Here is a 17,995-nt window from a genome sequence, read left to right on the forward strand (position 1 = left end):
CGCGGCGTTTAATTCATCACGCCGCGCCCGGCGTGTGCGGAACAATATTGCAGATGATGCGTAAATTCTGCCCTGGGAAATCAGGATTCCGCGTGACGATCACCACGTCATTTCGCCGGTGTTCACTTTTGCGCTCAGCTCCAGTGAACCCGCTTCTGCCAGCTTCGGATAAGCGGCGCTCATTGCTTTGATAACGCCCGCCGAGGTGTTATTCGCTTTCAGCGCCTGCTCGAAGGTATCGAGGTAATTAAGGGTAAACGTAATGGCCTGCTCACCGGCGGGACGCGCCCCCAGGTAATGACCGGGGATCACCTGCTGCGGCTTCAGGCGCTGCATTTCGCCCAGTACGTCACGCCACTGCGCACGTGCAGCCGGAGTTTGCGTATCGGCGCTCCAGACGTGGATGCCGCTGGAAATTGCCGTGCCGCCGAGAATGGCTTTATTCGCCGGGATCCAGACATAAGCCGCATAGCTTTGCGGATGGCGCAGCTCCAGCGTTTCACCATCGATAGTAAAGTGGGTCGCCGTGGTCGCTGTCGGTACGGTTAAGGTGTGCGGCGCGCCGTCCTTCATCTGCGGTCCCCAGTACGCCAGCTTGGCCTCTTTTGTCGCTTCGATATGTTTCACCACCGCCGGCGAAGCAACCACCATGACCTGCGGCCAGGCTTTAACGATCGGTTCAAGGCCAAAATAGAAATCCGGATCGCCGGAGGTGATCACCACTTGCTTGAGCGTTTTGCCGCTGGCTTTGATCATCTCCACCAGTTTTTCGCCATCTTTCACGCTGAATTGCGCATCAAACAAAATGGCTTCCGTAGGACCAGAAACCAGCGTGGATGAGACGGCGAAAATCGCCTTTTCCTGCGGGTTATAAACCTGCACTTGTAACGGTGCGGCAACAGAAGAGGCGCTGGCGAGCATCAGCAATACGCCGGGTAGTTTACGGTTCATGGTGGAGTTCCTTTAACGATATGTTTTTACGAGCGCCATAAATGCATCCGGATTGCCGTAATACTGGCCGACCGGAAGCCGCGTGTAACGGCCATCTTCCTGCACCAACACGGCGCAGGGGAAACCCGCTCCGGCGGCTTGTGCCATGACCATGCGGCCATATTGAATGGCGGCGCGGGCTTCGCTTTCCGCCACCTGACCGTTGACAACAGGCAGACCGGTGGCGTGCTGAATCACCGCATTGACCACCTCATCGCGGGTGATATCACGGCCGTCCCGATACCAGGCTGTCTGAATGGCGTTAAGAAAGTGCAGTGCGTCAGCCGGTTCGCCAGATTGCTGTAAGGCTAACAAACCGCGAGTGGCCGGTAGCGAGTCGAGCAGCAACCCGTGGCGGGCGAGCAACTCTTCTTTATAAGCACGGCCAAACGGCATACCGGTTAATTTCGCGATCCGATCATCATGTTCGTGCACATGGGCCAGCCAGTCGGCGTCCAGGCGGCGGCGCTGCGCGTCGATAAACAGGCCGCCGGGCAAAATATGTTGTCGTTCAGTGAAGTGTTCAGCCGTGCGGTTAATCAGCGGCAGTGCGCCATAACTCCAGCCGCAGAGCGGATCGATTATCCAGTACAGCCCAGCCTGAAATACCATGGTTATTCTCTCTTGTTGTGCAGGTGCCGCCCATTGTAGGCACATTGGCGGTGAAGAGAATTCCCGTAACCGGACATGCAGCGTTTCGTAAAACGATCAGATAACCCCGCCATGACGACAAAAATGCCGCAACGGCGGGGCGTTAATGCCCGTGCTTCGTGTTTCGCGCGGCAGCCCAGTGCTTGTACTGCGCAGGTGTCATGTTGATGAGCTGGCTAAAGGCTTTGCGAAACGCCGTATCTTCCGTATAGCCACACGCGGCGGCGACGTGCCTGATATTGGCTGACGGGTTTTCAAGCAGCAGGCAGGCTGATTCTATGCGCACACGCGTAATAAAATGTTTAGGGCTTTCGTGGGTTAAATCGGCCAGTTTTCGGTGCAAGGTGCGCGGGCTGAGATTCAACGCGCTGGCGAGTGCTTCGACGGTGATGGCCGGATTTTCATAGCGGATAAGCTGTTCGGCGCGCAGTAACAGCGGATCAATGGTGTTTAAAAAGCCGCGCGGCGCATAGATTTGCTGGGAGATTGGCTGGCTGTCGGCAACGGTCATATCTGCTGCCATTCTTGCCACTTCGTCCCCGGCATGCTGGCGAATAATGTGCAGCGCCAGATCCACCCACGATAGCGGTCCGCCGGTGGTGATCACGTTGCGCTCTTCGATTAACGCTTTGCCCCACACCATTTTGGCGCGCGGATAGCGGGCGCGGAAAGTGGGATACAGCCACCACGTGGTGGCGCACTCTCTGCCATCCAGCAATCCGGCGTCACCCAGCAGATACCCCCCGGCGCAGGCGCCGCCAATTTTCGCACCGCGCTGATGCTGTTGGCGCAACCACGCGACGGCTTCCGGGCTGGTCAGCGCAGGCAGTTTATTGCCGCCAAGCGCCATGCCGCAGGCCAGAATCACATCGGGCGCGGTTATGCTGGCAAACGCGCCATCCACCGCAATCGTGCGACCTTGCGCGTCCGCGACCGGCTTCCCGTCAGGGCTGACAATGGCGATCCTGAACCGGCTGGCTTCAATGCTGGCGGGCAGAAGCTGGTTGGTTATCCAGAACATATCCGCAAGCCCGCTAATCGCAGACATCATGCTGCCTGCCGTGGCCATTATCGCTATCTGCATTGTGGTTCTCCGCGTTATGTCTGATTTTGCCTGTTTAATGTCAAGTTCGCCATCTTACCACGCCAGAAACCCCTGATTACACTCTGCGCATGGTGTTTATAACTTCATCAATACGTGGCGGGAGAGAACATGCGGGACGCTTTTCGCAAAGGAAAACGGTTTATCACGGCGGCATCTTGTGCGGCCATGTTGAGCGTGATGTCGGCGCAGGTGGCCGCGCAGCCGATTAAAAATATTGTGTTGGTACACGGCGCGTTTACGGACGGCTCCAGTTGGGCCGCCGTGACCGAGCGCTTACAAAACATGGGCTACCACGTTTCGGCGGTACAAAACCCGCTGACCTCGCTGGATGATGATGTCGCCGCCACCGGGCGTGTGCTGGCACGCCAGCACGGCGATGTGCTGCTGGTCGGTCATTCGTGGGCCGGTGCGGTTATCAGCCAGGCTGGTAATAACAGCCACGTGCGGGGGTTGGTCTACCTTTCGGCGCTGGCACCGGCTACGGGGGAATCGGTGACGGATTTACTGGCGCGGCTTAACGCGCCAATGAGAGGGTTAACGCCGGATGCGCAAGGGCTGGTGTGGTTAGATGATGCCAGCCAGTTTCAACAGGTGATGGCGAACGATATTTCAACCAGCAATGTCCGGGCGCTGGCTGCGGTTTCACAACCGATCGCCCTCGCGGCATTTCAGGGAAAAATCACTCATGCCGCCTGGGAAAATAAACCGAGTTGGTATTTGCTGACCGAAAACGATCATGCTTTGTTACCCGCCGTTCAGCAGAAAATAGCCAGACAGATCCACGCCACGGTATATAGCGTTAACAGTTCACATTTGTCTATGGTTTCGCAACCCGAAGCGGTGGCGAAATTTATCGATACTGCTGCTAAATCCTTTAAATAACTGCTGTGTTTATTGTCGGAGAGTATGATGAAGATTCTGCATATTGATTCCAGTATTTCGGGTGACCATTCCGTCACTCGCGCACTTTCCGCTGATGTTATGCGGGAAATAAAAGCGCATTATCCGCAAGCGGAAATAACCTATCGCGATGTGGTTCGCGACGAAATAAACCATTTAACCGCAGATATTGCCGCCGGATTTCGCGTTGTTCCCGGTAGTCAACCGACAAGCGACAGGCAGCCGGAGCACCAGATTTCACAGCAACTGGTCGATGAATTCCTGGCGCATGACCTGATTGTTATCGCGGCGCCAATGTATAACTTCTCCGTTTCCAGTCAGTTAAAAGCCTGGCTGGACAGGCTTGCGCAACCGGGAAAAACCTTTCAGTACACCGCCACCGGGCCGGTAGGGCTGGCGGAGGGAAAACAGGTGTTGATTATTTCAGCCCGCGGCGGCTTTTATTTACAGCCGCCTTTTGATGGCATGGATTTCCAGGAGAAATATCTGCGTGCCTTTTTCGGTTTTCTGGGTATTGACGCTATTCATATTATCCGCGCGGAAGGTACCTCGAAAGGGGATGACATTAAACACCAGCACATTGCCGCCGCGCGATCGGCAATTAATAACATTATTGCTGCGCTGCCATTACATTAACCTGCGGAAAATAAATTATGTTATATGCAATTACGCTTACTTACGCCAGTGAACCGGATATTCTCGGTGCGTATGTTGATGCGCACAAATTGTGGCTGGGCGAGATGATCAAAAAAGGGCATATTATTTTCGCCGGGCCGCTGCAAAATAAACCGGGTGGATTTATCCTGGCGACGGCCAGCGACAGCCAGAGTCTGGAAAATGACATAGAACGCGATCCTTTTGTTAAATTTGGCCTGGTCAGCGTCGATATTGCGGTTATCGAGCCAGCTCTTTGCTCCGCGCATTTCCTGCGCGAATGGGCGGGGGAGGCAAAAGCGCTATAGCCTGACCGAAAACGGCAACAGGGAGGCTGCGCTCAGCCGCCTCCCTTGCGCATTGCAGGCCAGTCAGGATGGCGTACGCGCTGACAGGTTTCCGCGCGACGGGCGCGCTGCCCCATGCCATATGGCGTTGCGGCAGGGACATTTCTGACAAAATTATTATTTTCGCGTCATGTTTGCGTAAGTATCACTCCGCTAAGGTGGATGCTCCTGTTCTCAAGGAGGTTTCAACCATGGGTATGCAACACGCGGTGATTCTTGAGATCCAGCAATGGATTGACGATAACCTTGAAAGGCCGCTACGGATCGAGGATGTCGCCACGCGGGCGGGGTATTCGAAATGGCATCTTCAGCGCCTGTTCCAGCAAGTGATTCAGATACCGCTTGGCATCTATATCCGCGAGAAAAAGCTGGAAAGCGCCGCGCATGAACTGCTGGCGACTGAGCAGTCGATTATGGCTATCTCCACTAAATACGGTTATGACTCGCAGCAGACTTTTACACGCACCTTTACGCGCAAATACCAGATGCCGCCCGGCGTCTGGCGACGCCAGCATCAGCGCTAAGGAAAAAAGCGTAATGAAAGGAAAACGTGCGGGAAAAGACGGTGAATAAAAGGCGGCTTGTGCCGCCTTTTTGCTGGTTCAGAACTGGTAAACCATACCCACTGCCACCACGTCATCGGTGTTGATACCGGCGGCGGCGGTGAATTTATCTTCATCAATCAGGTTGATTTTATAATCAACAAACATGTTGAAGTTCTTGTTGAAGTAATAGGTGGCACCGAGATCGACATATTTTTCGATATCCTGATCGCCATATTTATCACCTGCGCTGTTGCTGCCAATATTCTTCCCTTTCAGCGCGTTATACGCCACGAATGGCTGCAAGCCAAAGTCGAACTGGTAGCTGGCGTACGCTTCAAAAATCTGTGATTCGTTAGCGTAGCCGTAGGCGGTCGTCGTATCGGAAGCACTGCCAAAACGCGAAGCGTTATAAGCCTGAGTAAACATCGCCGCCAGGTAGATATTATTGGCGTCATATTTAATTGCGCCAGAATAGGCTTCGGCGCGATCGCCATTACCGAGGATATTGGTGGCGGTATTTTGCTCTTCTGTCCGTTTGGCGCTGGTCATGGCACCAACAACGCTTACGCCCGCGCCAATGTTATATTCCACGGATAAGCCGTAGCCGTCGCCGTTCTGGCGTAATACATTTCGACCGGCGCCGGATTCGCCGCCGCCATCATTTTTGCCCTGGTACTGCAGGGAGAAATTCAGGCCGTCAACCAGACCGAAGAAATCCGTATTGCGGTAGGTCAGCATGCCGTTGCCACGGCTAAACATAAATTGGTCGGAACCGTATGTCATGCCATCGAATTCGGGCTGCATATCGGTATAACCGAGGGAGTCATATAAAACACCTTTGTTACGGCCATAATCCACTGAACCGTAATTGGCGAATTTTAACCCGGCGAAGCCATAACGCGTGCGTGGCGTATTGGTATCACCTTCCGATTTATTAGCGTCAATATGCATTTGCCACTGGCCGTAGCCGGTCAGTTGGTCATTAATCTGCGTTTCACCGCGAAAGCCAAGACGCATATAAGTCTGGTCGCCGTCCCAACCGCTGTTATCAGAAAAATAATGTTCTGCTGATACCAAACCATATAAGTCTAACTTATTACCGTCTTTATTATATATTTCCGCCGCCTGTACTGACGAGCACAGTACCGCAGCAGAGACGAAAAGACTCAGTTGAGAGATTTTCATATAAATAAACCCTTGATGTTTGCCACTGTGTTTTTTAATAACAACAAGAATACACTGCCAATTATGAGAGTGGTTCATGGATTATTCAGGTTGCAGGATATTGTTTATCATCTGAGTTCTTCTGGTGTAAATATTTAAATTCTTTTTAGCACATATTGACAAATATCGGTTGGAACTTTTTTTTGGGGTTATTTTTAATCGCACAGATCGCTAATATCAACCCGCGTTTGATCGGTTACCGTTAAGACGCTTTATTAACCTCATTGCATTTTTTGTGTCTACTGTTACTTTTTTCCCTATCCGGGGGTAATTCCCCCCGGCTTTTATTGGCAAAAGGTGCGGTTAAATATGCAGGTTGATTAAGTGGTTATTTAAGGTGGGTAATAAAAGCGGATGTTTAATTATTAAATATCTGCCGCTGCTGCATGGTTAATTTTAATGGTGTTCAGTGCGTTTATGCGTGGTGAATAATAAAGCGTATTGATTAAGTAATATGGTTCATTGCGGTTATGAATGTGGCTCATTAAAAAGAAGGGCGCTGGCGCTTATTAACATAAAAAGAGGTGACCTGCTTCACGATCAGAGCCCTTTTATTGCGGGATTAGTGAATTATAGACATATATTAAAACGCAGCCGAAGTGTAGCATAAACGCTATTTTCATGGTCTGGTCACGGGGCGGAAATGCTGAAAGATAATTTTAATGATCTTTTCTATTTAATTGTGGTGGCCCGCGAACGTAGCTTTACTCGCGCGGCAGCAAAATTAGGTGTCTCGCAATCGGCGCTCAGCCATGCTATTCGCGGGCTGGAAGAGCGTCTGCAAATTCGTCTGCTTACCCGTACTACGCGCAGCGTCGCGCCCACCGATGCAGGCGAGGCATTAATTAATAGCATTGACCCGCGCTTTAAAGAGATTGAGGAAGAACTCATTGCCTTAACCGATATGCGCGATCGCGTGGCCGGCAATATCCGCATCACGCTTGGCGAACACGCATTGCATTCGACGGTGTGGCCAGCCATTAAGCCTTTTTTAGACGCTTACCCTGATGTGAAAGTGGAATTAACTATCGATAACACCCTGACGGATATTGTCAGTGAGCGCTACGATGCCGGTATTCGCCTTGGTGAACAGGTTGCCAGAGATATGGTCGCGGTGCGAATTGGTCCCGACTGGCGCATGGTGGTTGTGGGCTCGCCGGGCTATTTTTCCCGTCATGGTAAACCGCAAACGCCGCATGACTTACAGCAGCACAACTGTATTAATATGCGTCTGCCGACGCTTGGCGGGCTGTATGCCTGGGAGTTTTCCAGAGACGGCCAGCCAATGCGCGTGCGTGTGGAAGGGCAATTAACCTTTAATAACCTGGCTTCCAGAGTCGAAGCGGCAACCAGCGGTATGGGGCTGGCGCTGGTACCGGAAGATTGCGTGGCGCAGGCTGTTAGCGAAGGCAAACTTGAAACGGTACTCGACGACTGGTGTGAACCGTTCCCCGGCTATTACCTCTATTATCCCAGCCGTAAACAGCACACTGCCGCGTTTAGCTTACTGATTGACGCGCTGCGTTATGCTTAATTATCTGGCCTTACAGGGCGGAGTAATCTACCGCGAGGTGTTGCTGAAAAAACGTCTCCCGGCAATACAGCGTCAGCACCTTTTCCGGCGGGATAAGATACCCTTTGCCGGCCACGCGCAGAATAAAGTCGTCGGGCAAACCGAATACCGCCAGTTTACGCTTCAGGTTGTTCATCACTTGCCACAGCCGCTGGCTTGAGCAACTCAATCCATTATTTTCCCATACCTGAATCTGCAGCGTTTTGTCGGCCACAATATTCCCCACGGCGTGCGCCAGCAGATAGGTCAGCAGGTTGCTCATGGTGTTACGTAAATAGGTGCAGCTACCGGGGATCGCGCAGGTCGTCAGACTTTGCTTATAAGGCACGAATTCCACCTGATATTCGTTACCGAGTCGATATCCATATACCGTTAACTTTTCCATGATGTGCGTCCAGTGATCAGCCGAGTGAAACAAAGTAGCGGTGTAAGTAACACCCTACTGATTAAATCGGCTTTCCGGCGCGAAAACTGAAATGCTTAGCTGACGTCTGACGGGATAGCGTTGGTCCATTTGGTGGCGGCTTTAATCAGCTCTGCCACCATGCTGCGGTTAAAACCCAGCCGGTGACCGAGCGCGCTGACCTCTTCCCAGTTGTGATTTTCGTACAGCTCAATCAGTTGCAGGTAAGGGTAGAGCGGGCCTTTTTGCTCTTTAAGCGCCATCATGACGCTGGCGGAAATATCAATCTGGCTTAATAAATCTGCCATCGGCATTTCAAAAATCCTGTCGAGCTGTGAAAACAGACCGACGATAAACGCGTCATCGGCTGAGTGACGGCTGATGGAGTGCGCCGAGGCCAGTTCGCAAAACTTGGCGCGGATCAGGCTCTGGTAGTAAATGTCGTCGGTCTTTACTTTGTTGACCGAGGTCAGGCAGGAAACCAGCACAAAGCGGCGTAACTCATTGGTGCCAAGGTAAAAAATAACGTCCTTTAACGACTGGCTGCGGAAGTTTTTAATCCCGCGCGCGTTGAAGACAATATTTTGTGCATAGCGCATGATCTTAAACGACAGCGCCAGATCCTGTTTCAGCAGGGCTTCGATTCGGCCAAAATCTGGCGAGTCGGCATTCACCTCTTTCATCAGTTTTAAGGTGATTTCCTGATTCTGAAACAGTTTATTGGTTGAATGGATCACCGGCTTGCTGAAAAAATGCCCCTGAAACAGCGTACAACCCATATTACGGAAACACTCATACTCTTCCTGGGTTTCCACCTTTTCGGCAAGAAATATGGTGTCTTTCAGCAAATGGGCTTTGGCATTGATATAGCCGCTGATCTCGTCCGGCGTATTTTCCCGCACGTCGAATTTGATAATGCTGATATAAGGTAAAAACGCGTTCCAGGTGTCGCCTAACGCGAAGTCATCCAGCGCGATACGAAAGCCGTGCGCAGAGAGTTTTTTTACCGTGTTGAGCAACTGAGGCGTGGGTTTGGCGGTTTCGAGGATTTCCACAATCACGCGGTCTTTCGGCAACGTTTCCGCCATCCCTTGTATCAGCAGTTCATAGGGGAAGTTAACGAAGATCGCGCTGTACTCTTTCAGACGGCCCAGCGGTGCGCCCAGAAACTGTTCGACAATAATTTGGGCAGTGGCGTACTCCGGCGTAACGTCGGGAAACCGGTTCGTCATACTGTCTCTGAACAACAACTCGTAACCGACTGTGTTCATATTTGCATCAAAAATCGCCTGCCGGGCGACAAAAGAGAACATGCGATACTCCACTTACAGATGCCTGCAAATCTTAAAATAGTCGGTAAAACGCAAATCTGAACCGGTCAATCCGCACCATTTTTACGCTGGGTAAAATGGAAGCCTGGACGAAAACGGGAAAGACGCAAGTCGGACTTAAGGAAGGCAGTATCTTTTGTAAACGTCTGAAGGATTTAAGTCAAATTCCGAATGGCGCAATCATAACGCATTGCCTCTTTTATCGACAATGGCGGCGAAAAATTCATCACTTTTGCGCTCGCATCGCGATACGCGTCACGCTTCGTCTGTTTTCTGCGGCTCGAAAATTGTTAGCGCCTGCTGATGAGTGACCGTCGTCACGCGGGTTTCCGGGAGGATCCGGCAAATTATGATGAGCATCAAAAAACCGAAAATTGCAACCAAAAGACTATTGTTCAGAACATTCCGATGGACTATTGTGGTCTCACCCCATAAAGAGCTAACGCCACCTAAGAGTGAGTGCCGGAGATAAGCGCCGGGCGGGGTAAAACGATTAAACACCCAGGAAAAAAGAATAAAAGCAGGCCCCGGCATTTATGCCGGGGCGTTTTATTTTGTGGCTCAGACCACGCCAGCTTAATCCCTGTCGATGGCAAACGGCTGCCAGGCCTGGCGCACCGGCATCACTTCTACACGGTTAATATTCATATGATCCGGCAGGGTGGCGATGTAGAGCATCTGCCCGGCAATATCCTGCGCGCTGAGCGGCGTTGTGCCGCGATACAAATTATCAGACGCCGCTTTGTCGCCTTTGGTGCGGACGAGGGTAAATTCCGTTTCGGCAATCCCCGGCGCAAGATCGGTTACCCGCACGCCCGTTCCCAGTAAATCGCAGCGCAGGTTGTAGCTAAACTGCTTCACAAAGGCTTTGGTCGCACCATACACATGGCTGCCAGGGTAGGGCCACTGCCCGGCGATAGAGCCAATATTGATAATCGATGCCCCCGCACCGTGCGCAATCAGCGTGGGCAGTAGCGCGTGTGTCACGTTAACCAGCCCGGTAACATTGGTGTCGATCATCGTTTGCCAGTCCTGCAACTCCACTTTCTGGGCGGGCTGTGGGGCGAGCGCCAGTCCGGCGTTGTTGATAAGCGTCGTGATATCGGCAAATGCTGCAGGCAGTTCGGCCACCGCTTTTTTTACCGCGGCGTTATCGCGGACATCGAGTTCAATAATGTGCACCGGCACCTTGCCATGCAGGCGTTCTTTTAGGTTTTCCAGACGCGTAAGCCGACGCCCGCTCAATACCAGCGCCCATCCCGCGTCGGCAAAAACCTGCGCCGCCGCTTCGCCAAATCCGGAGGTCGCGCCGGTAATGAACACCACGTTTTTCGCTGCCATTGTTCTCTTCTCCTGTGCAGGGTTATTGCGCCACTATAAAAATCCTCACGCCTGCCAGACAGTGCCAGTTACGCCACTGACGTGTGACACGGGTGTCACATCCCGCGAAGCCGACTGGCTCTACCCGCCTCTTTATGGCGCGCAGCATGATGCAGACAACAACAACGGCATGAGAGGATCTGGCATGAAACTGGCACTTCACAACGAGATGGCGATAACGAACGACGACGTGCGTCAACTGGACCGGTCATATGTGTTTCATTCATGGTCGATGCAGGGCAACCTCAACCCGATGGTGATTGCCGGGGCGCAAGGCTGCGAGCTGTGGGATTACGACGGTAACCGCTACCTCGATTTCAGCAGCCAGTTAGTGAACGTCAATATTGGTTATCAACACCCGCGCGTGCTGGCGGCGATGAAAGCGCAGCTGGAAACGCTGGTAACCATTGCGCCGGCCACCGCCAACCTGGCGCGTGGCGAAGCGGCAAAACGCATTGTGGAGCTGGCACCGGAAGGCTTCAGCAAAGTCTTTTTCACCAACGCCGGGGCGGATGCCAACGAAAACGCCATTCGCATGGCACGGCTGTACACCGGGCGTGACAAAATTTTCTCTGCCTATCGCTCTTATCACGGCAACACCGGCAGCGCCATTGCGGCGACCGGCGACTGGCGACGTGTGCCAAATGAGTATTCGCGCGGGCATGTTCACTTCTTTAACCCGTACCTGTATCGCAGCGAATTTAATGCCGTCAGTGAAACCGAAGAGTGCGAACGCGCGCTGGCGCATCTGCGCCGCATGATTGAATGCGAAGGGCCGTCGTCGATTGCGGCGATCCTGCTGGAGTCCATTCCCGGCACGGCGGGCATTCTGGTGCCGCCAGCCGGGTATATGCAGGGCGTGCGCGCGCTGGCTGATGAGTTCGGCATTGTGCTGATCCTTGATGAAGTGATGGCCGGTTTTGGCCGTACCGGTAGCTGGTTTGCTTTCGAACAGGATGGCATCGTGCCGGATCTGATCACCTTCGCCAAAGGGGTGAATGCGGGCTATGTGCCGGCGGGCGGTGTGCTGATTTCCGCGCCGATTGCTCACTACTTTGACGACCATTTCTTCGCCGGTGGGCTGACATATTCCGGGCATCCGCTGGCGATGGCGGCGATTGTCGCCACGCTTGATGCGATGAAAGAGGAGAACGTGGTGCAGAATGCGGCAGAGATCGGCAACGGCGTTCTGCGTCCTGCGCTGGAGGCTCTGGCAGCAAAACATCCGCTGATTGGCGAGGTGCGCGGTCGCGGCATGTTCCAGGCGCTGGAGCTGGTGAGCAACCGCAAAACCAAAACGCCTTTAGCCGCGACAGAGATGGCTGCGATCAAGGCGGCGCTAACCGGAGCCGGAATGTTAACTTTTGTTGTCGAAAACCGCATTCATGTGGTGCCACCTTGCATAATGAGCGCGAAAGAAGTCCAGCAGGGAATGGCCATTTTTGACCAGGTTTTGGCTCAATTTGGTCACTTTGGTCAGTAAATGTAAAGGCATCAGACTATTCTGATGCCAAATCTGGTCAGTCCTCTGATTTCAAAGAGATTTTTCTCCACTCCCCCCCCAATTTTAGGCACTATATTCCGGGCTTAACTGCTGTTAAAACACTCTTTTTCTGTTTAACTTTTTTGCCTGGGAGAAAAAAGTGCCGGAATTGAATCATTATGGTCAAACCGTCGGTGACATGTTGCCGCACTGGCACGGCGTCCAGCCGCTGCCGCGCAGCGTGTTGCACGGACAATACTGTCGGCTGGAACCGCTTGACGCCAGGGTACACACGCACGATCTTTTGCGCGCTTACTCTCAGGCGGAAAACGAGAGCGACTGGACATGGCTGGCGGGTGAGCGCCCACAAACCGTGGACAGCATGGCGCAATGGGTGGTGGGTAAAATGATCGACACCACCATCGCGCCTTTCGCCGTGGTGGAGTGTGCCAGCGGTGAGGCGCTCGGCGTTGTCGCCTGGCTTGCCATCAACACACAAAATGGCTCGGTGGAAATCGGCCATGTCACCTGGTCACCGCGCATGAAAAATAGCGTGCTGGGAACGGAAGCCATCTGGTTGATGCTGCGCCACGCGTTTGCCTGCAACTACCGCCGCGTAGAGTGGAAGTGTGACACGCTCAATGTCGCTTCCCGCCGCGCTGCCGAACGTCTCGGCTTTAGCTGGGAAGGGCGTTTTCGCCAGCATATGGTGCGTAAAGGGCGCAACCGCGATACCGACTATTTATCCATGCTGGATAGCGAATGGCCGCAGCGCGACGCGGCGATTTCCGCCTGGCTGGCGGCCAGTAACTTTGACGAGCAGGGCAGGCAAAAACAAAAACTCAGCGCCTTCTTTGCTCCCTCGTCATCTTAATGAACGTGGCATCGGTATCCGCCGATGCCCCCGCTTTACCCCTTCCGCGCGCCACGCAATTCGACATCTTTTACCGGGTAAACGCTTGCCAAATTACCACTTTACTTCCGTTTCAAAAGTTAAGTCACGGTAAACTACGTGTTATCACCATTTCAATAGAAAGGTTATTGCCTTACTTCTTTTTATTCTTAATTAACCCGGAAACTTAGCCGATGGGGTTTATGACAGCGAGGAGAACGCTGCTTTAAAACGTTATTTCACAACTATTTACCGGGGTTTTTTATGCACTTTATTCGAAATTTAAAAATCAAGGTCGCAATGCTGGCGATCCTGGTCATTTTCACTTTGCTCTGGGGCGGTGTCTCGTTTTATTCGTTACATGCGTTGAGCGCCTTAACCGATGAAGTGGAACTCACCAACGTTCAGCAAATTAACGGCGACATCATCAACAACGCCAGCGATCGCTATTACCAGGTCAAACTGCTGATGGACCGCGCGCTGGTTTTCCAGGCTAATAACGATACGCAAAACTACCAGCAAACCCTCGATCGTATCGGCAAAGATATCGATTTTCTGCAAAACGGTCTGAATCAGTTCAAAGTGACCGATCATGCGAATATCAGCACCGAGGCCATCGATAATATCTATAACAGCTCGTTGAACTTGTTTAATCAGGCCATTACGCCGATGTTCGCCGCCGTTAAAGCCGACAATGCCGAGAGTTATAACCAGTTGTCGAAAGCGCAGTTCAGCCCGCTGCGCAGCGGATTCTCACAGGCGATCGTCGCGTATAACCAGCAAATTCACGAGCTGAAATCCGCCGCTAACGCGCGTATTGCCAGTTGGGTTTCGCTGACGCGCGCCATCATTATCATCGCCATGATCATTGGCCTGGCGATGCTGGTGATGTCCGAGCGTTACCTGGCGCTGTGCCTGGCGCGCTCGCTGGAGTGGGTTAAGCAACATCTGCAGGTGTTGTCGGTGGGCAAGCTGGATAAGCCGACAAAAGATCTGGGCAACAACGAAGTGGGGCAACTGATTCCCTATCTGGAAACCATGCAGAACAACTGGGTGAACACCGTTACGCAGATCCGTAACAGCGCGGGTGAAATTTACCAGGGGGCGAGCGAAATTGCGTCCGGTAACACCGACCTCTCTTCGCGCACAGAAGAACAAGCCGCCGCGCTGACGCAAACCGCCGCCAGCATGGAAGAGCTGAGCGCGGTGGTCAAACAGAACGCCGACAACGCCAGCGAAGCCAGCAACCTTGCACACGTGGCGTCAGCCGCCGTGAACAAAGGGGAAGAGCGCGTGCAGGCGGTCATCGCCAGCATGAAAAATATCACCAACAGTTCGCAGAAAATCACCGACATCATTAACGTCATCGACAGCATTGCGTTCCAGACCAATATCCTGGCGCTCAACGCCGCTGTTGAAGCGGCGCGTGCCGGTGAGCAAGGGCGCGGGTTCGCGGTGGTCGCCAGCGAAGTGCGTAATCTGGCGCAGCGAAGCGCTGGAGCCGCGAAAGAGATCAAAGTGCTGATCGATGAGTCGGTCACGAACGTCAATAACGGTTTTGACCAGGTGACGTTGACCAGCGAATCGATGGACAACATCCTGCGTTCCGTCACCAGCGTAACGGATATCATGGGCGAGATCGCCTCGGCGTCCGTGGAGCAGAGCAAAGGGATTAGTCAGGTTGGCACGGCGATTTCGCAAATGGACAGCGTGACCCAGCAGAACGCCGCGCTGGTGGAAGAATCTTCCGCCACTTCCGCTTCGCTGGAGCATCAAGCGTTCCAGTTAACGGAAATTGTCTCGGTGTTTAAACTGCCAGGCGATGCAGAGCAGGGGGCTACCGGCAAACCGTCAGCGGCTGCGCCAAAAGCGGGGAAAGCCTTGCGCCGACCTGCGCTTGCAGGCGGCAGCAAAGCGCCGGAACATGACTGGGAAGCGTTCTGATAAACCCCGCCCGGTGGCGTTGTCCGGGCAAAAGATAAATCCGGCACGCGCACCGTTTCAGGTGGCGTGCCGTTTCATTTTGCCATCGCTTGATAACGTAAGTGCCCTTCTCCCCGTGGGGAAGCGGGGGATCTTCCGGCGGGGGAGAGGGCGGATAGCGGTTAGAAGCGGGTGTTTACCCCCATATACCAGGTGCGGCCCGACTCGTTATACGTTGCGGCACCCGCGCCGTACATCCAGTTTGCGCCGCCGCCGGTGGTCTGGGCGTTACCTTCACGCCAGTGACGTTTATCGAACACGTTGCTGACACCGCCCGTCAGGCTGACGTTTTTGGTCACGTCCCAGGTGCCACTCAGGCCAACGATGCTGTACGGGCTCACTTCGTTGGTGGCGGAACCGGTGACGCGGTTACCTTTGTAGTCATATTTCTTCGGCTGCTGTTTACCGTACCAGGTAAAGGTGGATTGCAGCGAAACATCCTGAGTAACCTGCCAGCTCAGCGTGGAGTTCCAGGTGTATGCAGGAATGATCGACAGACGCTCACCGGTGGTTTTGTTTTTGCTTTGCAGCATGTAGGTGACATTGTTGGTCCAGTTTACCGTCTCGCTTACCGGTACATTCAACGCACCTTCTAACCCTTCCACCACTGCTTTCGGCACGTTATCCCACTGGTAGATATAGGTGTTCAGGTTTGAGTTGCCGCTCTTGATAGAGGTTTGCCCAACCGGCGAGTAGCCTGACTCAATCTTGTTGCGGTAGTCGTTACGGAACCAGGTGACACCCGCCAGCCAGCCGTCACGTTTGAACTCCAGACCAATCTCTTTGTTGATGCTGGTCTCCGCTTTCAGATCGTCGTTACCTTGCAGATAACAGCCGATGTCTCGGCCGTTAGCATCCACGGTGACCGCGTAGCAACCCTGACCACGGCTGTAGAGAATGTAGTTCGGGTTGGTCTGGTACAGGCTTGGTGCTTTGTACGCGCGGGCGATGCCCATTTTCAGGGTGAAATCGTCGCCGAGGCCCTGAGACAAGTTCAGCGACGGGCTCCAGTTGTTGCCAACAATCGTGTGGTGATCAAAGCGCAGCGCCGGAGTGAGCATGGTGCTGTCGGTCAGCTCAATGTTGTCTTCGGCAAACACCGAGAAGATATCGGCATTGGAGTAGGGACTACGGCCGGTGCTGCTGTAACCCGGAATATTGCCACCCATAAAGGTCTGGGTATTCGAGGTGGAATCTTTCATGCTCTGGTGATCCCACTCGGCGCCGAGCGTCAGGTTCTGCTTGAACAGCAGTTCAAACGGTACGCTCGCTTCGCTGTGCAGCAACAGATCGCTGTAGTCGATATCAGAGAATTTTTGCGCGTTGAACAGGCCTTCCGTACCGCCCGCCAGCCCTTCCGGGATGCGTGAGTTACGGGTGTGTTCATAACGCACCCAGTTGCTGGTGGTGACGCCATTATCCCAGCCGCCGGTCCACGTCGCCGAGTAGTTCTGGCGATAGAGACGGTTGGTCTCTTTGCCATAGTTTTCATTGACGTAGTTATTGGTACTGCTGTCGTTGTTGGTGTTCTGCGTATCGCCCGCGTAGAGGTTGCCCTGGCGGCTGTAACCGGCCTGCAACTCCAGCGCCTGCATCGGGGCAAAATCCCAGCGCACGACGCCGGTAATGTCTTTGTTGATTGAACCTTCACGGCCGGCAACGACGGTGTTGGCGTAAGTGCCGGTGCGTTCCGACTGGTGATCTTTGTTGATGTCCTGCGCGTCGGCCTGGGTTTTGGCGAGGTTGCCGTACAGGCGGAAGCTAACATCGCCACCGAGCGGGCCGCTCAGGCTGAAGTTGGTGCGTTTGGTTGACCCTTCATCTTTGTGTTCCGGCGCGTTGAAATAGGTATTCCACGAGCCGTGCCATTCGCCAGTATTCTCTTTTTTGGTGATGATATTCACCACACCGCCCGCCGCGCCGTTACCGTAGCGCGCCGCCGCCGGGCCGCGAATCACTTCGATACGCTCGATCATCTCCGGCGGCACCCAGTTGGTGTCGCCCCGGCTGTCGCGCTCGCCGCGCCAGCCAAGACGCACGGAGTTACGGCTGGTGACCGGTTTGCCATCCACCAGAATCAGCGTGTTCTCCGGGCCCATGCCGCGTATGTCGATCTGGCGGTTGTTCCCGCGCTGACCGCTGGTGGCGTTACCGGTTAAGTTCACGCCGGGCATGGTACGGATAATTTCGGAGACATCACGGGAAGGCGGGTTCTTACGAATTTCGTCTGCCGTGATGGTGGAAACGCCCGGTGCCTGCAAATTTTGCTGCTCAGCTGTGACAACAATCGTCTCTTCGCCAGAAGCGGTGCGGGTTTCTGCCGCCAACGCTGGCACAGCAACGCCGTAGATCCCCAGATTGACCAGAACGGCCAGGGATTTGATTTTGTTATTCATTTTTTACCTGCATTTCGTCGCCGCATCCCCGGCAATTCCTTTCCCAGGGGAGAGGAGGCGGCATGATGAAGCCAGCTCGTAGCGAGGCGCTCACTCCTGAGAAAATTCGCCCACGGCGGCCGTTTTAAGTGAAAGACG

At 53.7% G+C, this 17,995-nt stretch carries 16 protein-coding genes; 8 read left to right on the plus strand and 8 right to left on the minus strand.

Going from position 1 to position 17,995, the window contains the following annotated elements; genetic code table 11:
- Positions 1-99: 99 nt before the first annotated feature.
- The 3 genes from H650_RS20260 to H650_RS20270 form a co-directional block, all read right to left on the minus strand.
- Positions 100-951, minus strand: coding sequence for a Vmh family MBL fold metallo-hydrolase (locus H650_RS20260; RefSeq protein ID WP_020456907.1), 852 nt, complete (start codon positions 949-951; stop codon positions 100-102).
- 12 nt (positions 952-963) lie between these two features.
- Positions 964-1,602 (minus strand): DsbA family protein, encoded by a 639-nt coding sequence (locus H650_RS20265; protein ID WP_020456908.1) that lies wholly within the window; start codon positions 1,600-1,602, stop codon positions 964-966.
- Positions 1,603-1,744: 142 nt separating this feature from the next.
- On the minus strand, positions 1,745-2,725 hold the full coding sequence (locus H650_RS20270) for a GlxA family transcriptional regulator (RefSeq protein WP_020456909.1): 981 nt from the start codon (positions 2,723-2,725) through the stop codon (positions 1,745-1,747).
- Between the two features lie 129 nt (positions 2,726-2,854).
- On the opposite strand from H650_RS20270, the gene H650_RS20275 reads away from it, so the two are divergent.
- From H650_RS20275 to H650_RS20290, 4 genes are all read left to right on the plus strand, one after another.
- Positions 2,855-3,628 carry an alpha/beta fold hydrolase gene (locus H650_RS20275; RefSeq protein WP_020456910.1) on the plus strand — a complete coding sequence of 258 codons (774 nt, stop codon included), beginning with the start codon at positions 2,855-2,857 and terminating at the stop codon, positions 3,626-3,628.
- Between the two features lie 27 nt (positions 3,629-3,655).
- The gene (locus H650_RS20280) at positions 3,656-4,282 is read left to right on the plus strand and encodes an FMN-dependent NADH-azoreductase (RefSeq protein ID WP_020456911.1); all 627 of its coding nucleotides are present in this window, start codon (positions 3,656-3,658) and stop codon (positions 4,280-4,282) included.
- A 17-nt stretch (positions 4,283-4,299) separates the two neighbouring features.
- The gene (locus H650_RS20285) at positions 4,300-4,608 is read left to right on the plus strand and encodes a YciI family protein (RefSeq protein ID WP_020456912.1); all 309 of its coding nucleotides are present in this window, start codon (positions 4,300-4,302) and stop codon (positions 4,606-4,608) included.
- 230 nt (positions 4,609-4,838) lie between these two features.
- On the plus strand, positions 4,839-5,171 hold the full coding sequence (locus H650_RS20290) for a helix-turn-helix domain-containing protein (RefSeq protein WP_020456913.1): 333 nt from the start codon (positions 4,839-4,841) through the stop codon (positions 5,169-5,171).
- 78 nt (positions 5,172-5,249) lie between these two features.
- Here H650_RS20290 and ompC read toward each other — a convergent pair whose 3' ends face one another.
- The gene (gene ompC / locus H650_RS20295) at positions 5,250-6,377 is read right to left on the minus strand and encodes a porin OmpC (protein WP_044489806.1); all 1,128 of its coding nucleotides are present in this window, start codon (positions 6,375-6,377) and stop codon (positions 5,250-5,252) included.
- Between the two features lie 682 nt (positions 6,378-7,059).
- On the opposite strand from ompC, the gene H650_RS20300 reads away from it, so the two are divergent.
- On the plus strand, positions 7,060-7,950 hold the full coding sequence (locus H650_RS20300; RefSeq protein ID WP_020456915.1) for a LysR family transcriptional regulator: 891 nt from the start codon (positions 7,060-7,062) through the stop codon (positions 7,948-7,950).
- 10 nt (positions 7,951-7,960) lie between these two features.
- On the opposite strand, the gene H650_RS20305 is transcribed toward H650_RS20300, so the two are convergent.
- The 3 genes from H650_RS20305 to H650_RS20320 all read right to left on the minus strand — a co-directional run bounded on the left by H650_RS20305 (position 7,961) and on the right by H650_RS20320 (position 11,064).
- Positions 7,961-8,374, minus strand: coding sequence for a winged helix-turn-helix domain-containing protein (locus tag H650_RS20305; protein WP_020456916.1), 414 nt, complete (start codon positions 8,372-8,374; stop codon positions 7,961-7,963).
- 95 nt (positions 8,375-8,469) lie between these two features.
- Positions 8,470-9,705 (minus strand): EAL and HDOD domain-containing protein, encoded by a 1,236-nt coding sequence (locus H650_RS20310; RefSeq protein ID WP_020456917.1) that lies wholly within the window; start codon positions 9,703-9,705, stop codon positions 8,470-8,472.
- 594 nt (positions 9,706-10,299) lie between these two features.
- On the minus strand, positions 10,300-11,064 hold the full coding sequence (locus H650_RS20320) for an SDR family NAD(P)-dependent oxidoreductase (RefSeq protein ID WP_020456919.1): 765 nt from the start codon (positions 11,062-11,064) through the stop codon (positions 10,300-10,302).
- 184 nt (positions 11,065-11,248) lie between these two features.
- Between H650_RS20320 and H650_RS20325 the strand changes: the two genes are divergently transcribed.
- From H650_RS20325 to H650_RS20335, 3 genes are all read left to right on the plus strand, one after another.
- Positions 11,249-12,586 carry an aspartate aminotransferase family protein gene (locus tag H650_RS20325; protein WP_020456920.1) on the plus strand — a complete coding sequence of 446 codons (1,338 nt, stop codon included), beginning with the start codon at positions 11,249-11,251 and terminating at the stop codon, positions 12,584-12,586.
- Positions 12,587-12,746: 160 nt separating this feature from the next.
- Positions 12,747-13,460 carry a GNAT family N-acetyltransferase gene (locus H650_RS20330; RefSeq protein WP_044489588.1) on the plus strand — a complete coding sequence of 238 codons (714 nt, stop codon included), beginning with the start codon at positions 12,747-12,749 and terminating at the stop codon, positions 13,458-13,460.
- Between the two features lie 282 nt (positions 13,461-13,742).
- Entirely contained in the window at positions 13,743-15,422 is a 1,680-nt protein-coding gene (locus H650_RS20335; RefSeq protein ID WP_020456922.1) for a methyl-accepting chemotaxis protein, read from the plus strand.
- A 161-nt stretch (positions 15,423-15,583) separates the two neighbouring features.
- Here H650_RS20335 and H650_RS20340 read toward each other — a convergent pair whose 3' ends face one another.
- Positions 15,584-17,857 carry a TonB-dependent siderophore receptor gene (locus tag H650_RS20340; protein ID WP_020456923.1) on the minus strand — a complete coding sequence of 758 codons (2,274 nt, stop codon included), beginning with the start codon at positions 17,855-17,857 and terminating at the stop codon, positions 15,584-15,586.
- Between the last annotated feature and the right edge of the window lie 138 nt (positions 17,858-17,995).

The organism is Enterobacter sp. R4-368 (assembly GCF_000410515.1).
Lineage (GTDB): Bacteria > Pseudomonadota > Gammaproteobacteria > Enterobacterales > Enterobacteriaceae > Kosakonia.